At 68.9% G+C, this 7788-nt stretch carries 5 protein-coding genes and 1 pseudogene; 3 read left to right on the top strand and 3 right to left on the bottom strand.

What is annotated here, in order from left to right; genetic code table 11:
• Positions 1 to 215: 215 nt before the first annotated feature.
• Entirely contained in the window at positions 216 to 1592 is a 1377-nt protein-coding gene (locus tag ACFW1I_RS30595) for a tetratricopeptide repeat protein (protein WP_384676000.1), read from the top strand.
• A 449-nt stretch (positions 1593 to 2041) separates the two neighbouring features.
• Here the strand turns inward: ACFW1I_RS30595 and ACFW1I_RS30600 are convergent, their stop codons facing one another.
• Positions 2042 to 2755 (bottom strand): alpha/beta fold hydrolase, encoded by a 714-nt coding sequence (locus tag ACFW1I_RS30600; RefSeq protein WP_384676002.1) that lies wholly within the window; start codon positions 2753 to 2755, stop codon positions 2042 to 2044.
• Positions 2756 to 2763: 8 nt separating this feature from the next.
• Here ACFW1I_RS30600 and ACFW1I_RS30605 point away from each other — a divergent pair.
• Positions 2764 to 2926, top strand: a pseudogene (locus ACFW1I_RS30605) (IS5/IS1182 family transposase); the annotation flags it as partial.
• Positions 2927 to 3302: 376 nt separating this feature from the next.
• On the opposite strand, the gene ACFW1I_RS30610 reads toward ACFW1I_RS30605, so the two are convergent.
• Both ACFW1I_RS30610 and ACFW1I_RS30615 read right to left on the bottom strand, forming a co-directional pair.
• Entirely contained in the window at positions 3303 to 3740 is a 438-nt protein-coding gene (locus ACFW1I_RS30610; RefSeq protein ID WP_384676004.1) for a DUF6892 domain-containing protein, read from the bottom strand.
• A gap of 777 nt (positions 3741 to 4517) precedes the next feature.
• Entirely contained in the window at positions 4518 to 5099 is a 582-nt protein-coding gene (locus tag ACFW1I_RS30615) for a hypothetical protein (protein WP_384676006.1), read from the bottom strand.
• A gap of 424 nt (positions 5100 to 5523) precedes the next feature.
• Here ACFW1I_RS30615 and ACFW1I_RS30620 point away from each other — a divergent pair, with 424 nt between their 5' ends.
• Positions 5524 to 7719, top strand: a complete 2196-nt coding sequence (locus ACFW1I_RS30620; protein WP_384676008.1) for a HEAT repeat domain-containing protein — start codon at positions 5524 to 5526, stop codon at positions 7717 to 7719.
• The last annotated feature ends 69 nt before the right edge of the window (positions 7720 to 7788 follow it).

Here is a 7788-nt window from a genome sequence, read left to right on the forward strand (position 1 = left end):
GAACGATGATCCACTGGGCCATGGCTAACAAAATGAGCCGCGAACTCACCGGAGAATCCGCACCAACCTGGCGAATCGAAACGGACATGCCCCCCCACACCGGCGTGAATGTTGATCAGATGCCCTCTGAGAGAGGCAGGCGAAGGCTGCTTCCTCGCAGAAAGTCGGTTCAAGCGACACGCAGACTGTCAGTGACTCCTTCTACGATTCCGGCCGTGAACACAGATGATCTTTCATGGCAGGCCCACAACTATGGTGGCGTGCATCCCCGGAAAGTGGACCTCCTGCTGGAGCACGGCCACCTGGACCTGATGATCCGGGCAGCGGAGGAGCGCGGTGAGTGGTTCTGCGCGGAGCGCGCGGCGCAGGAGCTGTGCCGGACGGGTGCGTTCGTTCGGGCTCTCGATGTGATGGAGCCGTTTGCCGCTCTCGGGTGGCAGCCTGCCCTCTGGGCGAAGGCGAACGTGCTGTTGTGGGCGGGCCGGACGGATGAGGGCCTGGATCTGGTCTGCCCGGACGAGAAGGGGCGTACTTCGGAGTACGTGTGCCGGGACTTCGCCGAACTGCTCATCAGGGCGGGGCGTGTTGACGAGGCGATCGATCTGCTCGTGCCGCACCTTGGGGGGTGGTGGCCCCGCTGGGTGCTGGTGGAGATCACCGAAGGGCAGGGCCGCGACGAGCGGGTGCTGGAGTTGATTGCCCCGCACGCCGATACCGCGCGGGAAGCTCTTGAGCAGAGCCGTTGGGCTTCCAACGACGAGGAGGTCCTGGTACTCCAGGCTCGGATGCTGGAACGTATGGGCCGCGTTGACGAGGCAATCCGCGTCTTCGGTGCGGACATCGCCGCCAATCGTTATGGCACGCAGAACACCCTGACCGCCTACGCCGAACTGTTGTCACGCCACGGCCGGCTCGACGACCTGCGCGAGCTGGCCACCGGAGAGCACGCACACACCGTTCTGGACATCTTCGCCGGTGCACTCCGCGACTGCGGTCGGCCCGGGGAGGCGGAGGCGGTGATGCGCGAGGCCATTGCCGCTGACGACTGGGTCGGGTACCGGGCCTGGCTCTCTGCGGTCTTGCTGCAGGACGGCCGGCTGGACGACGCGATCACTGTGGCCGAGCCCGGCTTCAGCTGGTACGACTGCTCCAACCTCCTGGCCCCACTCGTCCAGCAGCTTCTCGACCGTCCCAAGGAACTGCTCCACCTCCTGGACCACCCGCTCACCATTGCCCACCATGGCCACGAGGAGTTCCAGCACTGGTGGCGGGCCTTCGCCCTCGCCGGCCTCGGTCGCGCCGAGGAGGCGATCGCCGTGGTCGAAGCGCACCCGGACCCGTTCAGCAACCCCCGCCTCGTGAGAGCCGACCTCCTCAAAACCGCCGGCCACCTCGCACAAGCCGCGGCGGAACTGCGGGACCTGGGCACCGTCGAAGCGCGAGAGGATCTGTTCGAGATCCTGGTCAAGCAAGGGCGAGCGGCCGAGGCGGTGACGACCCACCCGACCGTCGCCGAACAGCGTGCCGCCAGGGCGAAGACCGTACCCGTCCCCCTGCGGGAGGACGGGTACTCCACGGAACCCCCCTTCTAGACGATGGGGGCGGGCTGACCAGCAAGACGCGGCCTGGCAGGCGAGGGCGAGCTTGCCCGTTCGCATGGCCAGGACACGCCATCGCTTCAGCCGGTAGCTACAGCGTGCGACTGAGCTGCGCTGCTTGTATGCCTCGGCGTCGCAGGCGGGCGGGCAGCCGCTGGCGAGGCCTCGTCATCCCGCAGCCCTCTGATCAGGCTGTCGTCGGCGGGCAAGCAGCGTGGATCCGCGGCGGCCAGGCCGCCGAAGTTCCACCCTGTCGACTACCGTGAGCGTCACGCGGTCGAGTGTGGGATCCACCGCCTCCAGAGGTACCGAGCCGTTGCCAGGCAGATACGACAAGGTAGCGGTCCGCAATGCGGCGGCCGTCCTCAAAGCAGCCATCGGCGAATGGCAGCGACCGGCAACATCAAGCGCGTCCGGAACAATTCCGCAGGCGCGGACGAGTCTCACTCGACGGCAGCATTGAGGAGAATCTGCGCCAGCTCGCGCGGCTGGGAGAACATCGGCCAATGGCCGGTGTCCATCGTGACCAGCCGCCAGCACTTGCTCTTCAGGAGCTCGGCCACATCTTCGTCGGGCTCGGCGTCGGCGGGCTCGGCACCCGGCATCACGCACAGGATGTATGTCGCCGGAATTTCACCGAGCGGCCCCGCCAGCACGGCGGGCTCGGTCAGCGGGGCACCTGGGTGAGGCGTCGAGCCGCGCACGAGGCGTGCGATCTGCTCATCGGTGAGACCTTCGCCGTCGAAATGAGCAGCCGGCGCCGGCGGCCAGAACCCTCCGTTCGCCGCTATCGATGCCTCCACCGCCGCCCCGCCGTCCGGCCAGGCGGAGACGAACGACTTGCCGTCGGTCGGAACACTGGAGTCGACGAATACGACGCGGGCCAGCCGGTCACCGATCCGCTCCGCGGCCTGGCCGACCGGGATGCCCGAGTAGCTGTGACCCACCAGGACTACGTCACGCAGACCCCGGTGTTCCACCTCGGCGACGATGTCCTGGACGTGAGTCGCTTGCCCCGCCGGTATACCCCGCTTGTCAGCAAGACCGGACAGCGTCAACGGATGGACGCCGTGACCAGCCGCCCGCAGATGCGGCACCACATCGTCCCACGCCCACGCCCCGAGCCGTGCACCTGCGACCAGTACGAAATTCACCATGCCCGCACCGTAGTCGGGCAGCGCGACGATCTCCTGACAATACGTACGAGCAGCGGAACACCGTCGCACGATGCACCAACTGGCTCAAGCGATGGCGCGGCCTGACCGTGCGTGCGCGCCGACTCGCTCGCCATCGCCTACACCGCGGCTCTTCACCTCGCCGCCATCCTCTCCAGTCGGGGCGGCGACACCTATTTCCGTTCGGAAGACGAGACGCCGGCCGCAGCCGCTGTCGACGCCTGCCACGGACCTCAGGTCTCCTTCGGAGGGGTCCGGATGGTGGGGCGGCTGCCGTCGGAGCTGACAGGCTGCGTTTCGGCCTGGACGGAGAGGCCGGACTTCCCGGCCTCGGCCTGGTCATGCGTTGCCAAAGGAACGGCGATTTCAACCGCACCCGCTCCGTGATGGTCGCACCCGAGTGGGCCGACATGCGCGTCGACAGCTGCCCCGCCCCAGCCAAAGAGACCGTCCCAAGCTGATCTGGGATCGGCCGGGTCGGGGCGGTTTCGATCCAACCGCCGTCGCCGGCACTCCGCTGACGGTGCTCTCAGTCGGTTTCGATGCCTCGCGCGGCGAAGATCTCCGCCGCGTCCGGAACGGCCAGGACGCCGTCCTCCACGAAGGTGACCTCCCGCAGGTTGGGCAGCAGGGCGAGGTCGTCGAGCGAGCGGACGTCGAACAGGTCGTCCTCGCCGTCCCAGGCAGGGGCGCAGTGCCGGAAGACGTCCGCTCCCGCGTCGAAGCACAGCTCCTCGACGCTGGCGAGCAGATCGGCCGGGATCTCCAGGGCCTCGAAATGGGCCCGGGACTCCGGCAGTACTTCCGCGTGGAGGTCGTTCTTCAGGACGTAGGACGTCGGGTCGCTGATCCCCCGCTCGGCCAACAGCGCGGCCAGGTCGTAGACCGGGACGAGGAGCGGCTCAGGGCCGTACATGAGCTCCTCGATGACGAGCAGCTTGAGGTTGAAGTCGTGGAACTGGCTCATGCGACATGAGTACCACGGGGGTACGACAGAAGTTCCGCCGCACGGCTTCAGGGGCGAGGCCTGGACCTGGTCGCGGAACTGCTGGGCCAGTCCCTGGCAGCCGGCATCGACTTCAGACCTGACCGCCGGGTATCGCTCGCACAGGTCGCAGATGCCCACGGTCTTCACCGCTGTCTGGTCGGCAGCGGCCGGATCTCAGGGGGGCGCGGGCGATCGTGGGGCGGTCCACGCCGTTGATCCGGCCGGTGGACGCCCACTGACGATGCGGGCCGGACCCGGCTTCCTCCAGACGGCCGCGACTCCCTGCGGTTGTGCAGTAGGCCCTCCTCTGAGGCCATCCACGCATGAGCCAAGTCGTCGACCAGCGTGCCGAGTCGACGGGGCGGCTGAAGGCCGGTGAAGACAGGGGTTCATGGCCGTGCGACCAAGACAAGAATTGCGTCACATCAACATCCAGCCCGCACATCTCCCCTCACATCACGGCCCCCAGAGACTGTCGAGCGCGCCCACGGCCGCACAGATGTGGCCCGGGCCGCCCACCCCTCCCGGCGCACCACCAGGAGAGCAGCCCCTTCACTTCGCGCGTGTGCATGCCCAGGTTGTGTTCGACGCGCAGGGGCCACACCCGCCACAAACGCTCAGCGACGGTCTCCTGGGCGGCGTCGGCGACGATCGCCAAGGTGGCGTTGTTCACAAGGACGGGTTCTGGCTCGCCTTCCGCGATCCGTGGACGGTGAGCGGTCTCCATGGGAAGACCAATTGGACGGAAGGTGGGTCTCAGCTGCAGACGAGGGGGCAGCCACGTCGGATCGAGTGCTGGGCAGCGCGCAGGAACAGCGCGACGTAGAAGGCTGTGTCCAGGTCCTTTCCCCACGGTCCTGTCCGGGTAGTGGCCAGTTCCTTTGCCTGGTGCATGAACCATGTGCTCAGGTCGAGGTTGTCGCATGTCGCCGGGGTTTCCGGTGGCAGATCGATGACTGCCGCCAGCTTCTCGGCGAGCGGAAGTACCTGGGGGGCGCCAGCGACCATGGAGTCGTAGTCGCTGGATTCGATGGGCAACCAGATCTCCTCATCGAGCGAGAAGGGTACGAGTACGGTCCAACCGCAGAGGGTCTCCGTTTCCTCTCGTGACAGGTGTCTCTCGCACAAGGCGAGGAACCGGGTCATGGATGGGGTCAGTTTCTCCTCGAAGGCTTGCCCTGAGCCAGGCACGAAGTCCGTCTCTGGGGGTACGTTCTTATAGGGCGACAGGCCCCGCTGCCTGAGTTCAGCGTTGAGAGCTGAGGCGACCTCGCCCCACCCGTCTTCCTCATCACCGAACCAATCCTCCGCGCCCACGCTCACCAGGTACACACCCACGTGGGGAAGCTACCTCGCGCGTCTGACATCGATGAGCGAGCCAAGAGACGCGCTTGCGTAAGAGAGCGAAGCCGGCCCGGTCGAGCATCCACGAAGGCTGGGCCGGCAGTTGCAGAGGTCCCTGCTCAGGAAGAGTCGCGGACAAGTCCTGGTTGAAGACCGCGAGAGTTCGGTCCACGAGGGTATTCGCCTCGCGAGATTCGACGGACTTTGGGTTAATCGAATGAAGCAAGCATAGGGCCGTCATCGGCTACGGGCCCGGGTCTCTCTCGCGCACAGCCTCGTCAGGCTCGTACACGGAGCAGTGGCCGCAACGCCGGAGGTGCGTGCCGCAGCCAGGGAGCGCCCGTGCAGCGTGCACGGCCCGTCCAGTGCTCGGCCTCCCGGAGCCTCGCTGTCAGTCGCGGTCGTCATAGTGCTGTTCATGATCCACGCACTTGACAGCATCGACTGGTCTTCGATGAGCCACGCATACGGTCCCGCCACCGACGTCCCCGTGTGGCTGAGGGAGATGGCCGACGCCGACGCCGGCGTACGGAACGAGGCTCTCCGGAACTTCTACAGCTCGGTTCACCACCAGGGTGACGTGTACCCCTGCACGGTGGCGAGCCTGCCGTTCCTGTTCGAGATGGCGGCGGATCCCGCCACCCCCGACCGCGCCTCGGTCATCGAACTCCTGGTCAGCGTCGGACGCGAATCCATGGACCGCGACATCGACGCCGTCTACTTCTCGCCGGAGGGCACCGAGTCGACAGCCCATGTGGACAGCGTGGCGCTGATGCGCGCGAACGCCGACGCATTCGTCCGCTACGCGGCGGACTCGGACGCGTCCGTACGCCTGGCGGCGATCGAGGGCGTCGGTCTGTTCCTCGACGACGGCGACCGCGCGGTGGAGTTTCTGCGTGCCCGGCTGCCCGTCGAGGACGGGATCGAGGAACGGCTGCTGATCGTCCGGACGATGGCCGACCTCGCGCTCCGGCTGCCGGCCGCGCACGCCGCCGCCATGGCCTGGCTCGACGCGCTGGCCGACGACACGACGTCGTCCCCCGACATCCGGCTCGCCGCCCTCGTCCACCGGGCTCGCTGCGCTCCGCAGGACATCGGGGACAACGTCGTACCGACGGCGGTCGAGCTGCTCCACCAGATCACGCCGCCCGCCCCCGAGAACGCGCCCGACGACGGCAGACGCCGGTCCGGCTCCGGAGGCTGCGCCTGCACGGCGACCGCCGAACCCGGGCCGGCCCAGGACGTTCCGCCGCAGGTGACCGCCGCCTTTGAGCAGCTCGATCGGTCGAACCGGGTCCACGCGCCGACCACCTCCCTGCTCCGTACCTTCCACGGGGTGCTGCGGTCCCGTGTGGAGGAGCGCACGAACCTGCTCACCGAGCAGCTCCGCAGCTCCGACCCCGCCACCCGGTACGACGCGATCGGCATGGCCCGGGACCTGATCGTGACCTGGCGCGGCGACCACTCCGCGCTCGTGAAGGCCCTCGCGCACTGCCTCCTTCCCGAGGACCCGTACACCGCCGCCGCGGCGGCCGAGAGCCTCGGAGCCTTGGCCCCTGCCTCCGAGCCCGCCCGCGAAGCGCTCGCCTCTTACGTGGCCGGACAGCGGGCGGCGCATGGCCCGGACGTCTGGGCGACGCCGAAGCCGCTCCTGCGCCGCGCCCACCAGGAAGCCGTCCAGGCACTGGCACGACTGGGCGACCTGAGGGCCCTTCCCGATCTGCTGACGGCCCTGGACGACGATGTCGACGCCTGGCGCGCCGTGCAGGTCGCCGGGCGCATGTTTCCGGCCGCCGGTGACCTCGTACCGCGGCTGACGCGGTGCCTCGCCGCCGTCGACTTCTCCCGGCAGTCGAGCGGAATGACCGCCGGCTCGCTGATGTCCGCCCTTGCCGAGCTGGGAGACCCGGCCGCCGTCCCCGCGCTCGCGGACGCCGTCAGCGCCGCGGTCCGGCACGAGGAGTGGCGGTTGGCCGCGACCGCGCTGGACGCGCTCGCCTCCTTCGGAGCCGGAGCCGGAGCCGGAGCCGGAGCCGGAGCCGGAGCCGGGGCCGGGGCCGGGACCAGGGCCGGTGCCGGAGCCGCGGACGCATACGCGCTCGATGTGGTGCGCCCGCTGGTCGACGCCCAGGACGTCGGCCTCCGCATGGCCGCCACGGCGGCCCTGTGGGAGTTCGAAGGCGACTCCGACACCGTTCTGCCACGGCTGCAGGACCTCCTCGAGAGCCATCGCCACCATGAGGCGGCCGACGTACTCGGTCGGATCGGTGCACCGGCCGCGACGGCGCTGCCGCGACTCCGGCAGATGCTGACCGCCGGCTACGAGTGGACCCGCGTCCACGCCGCGTCCGCGCTGTGGCACATCGGCGGAGACGCCGAGGCCCCCGCCGTCGTCCGGACGCTGCTCGGCGCCTGGGAGGAGAACGACGCGACCTCCAACAACGTCCTGGCCTGCCTGGACGCGATGGGACCGGCTGCCGCACCGGCGCTCCCTCGCATCCGAGCGGAACTCACACTCCGGCGCCGCAGTGGCCGTTTCGGGAGCATCGCGAACGACGAAGACCTGCAGAGCGCCTGCCGCGCCGTCATCGCCCGCCTGGCCCGCCTCGCCTGACCGCCGCACGCCGGCGAGCCGCCGTGGCGGGGGGGGGGGCGCGGGCGCGGCGGCCGCCCCCCACCCCCC

The sequence above is a fragment of the Streptomyces sp. NPDC058955 genome (genome assembly GCF_042741435.1).
GTDB lineage: Bacteria > Actinomycetota > Actinomycetes > Streptomycetales > Streptomycetaceae > Streptomyces.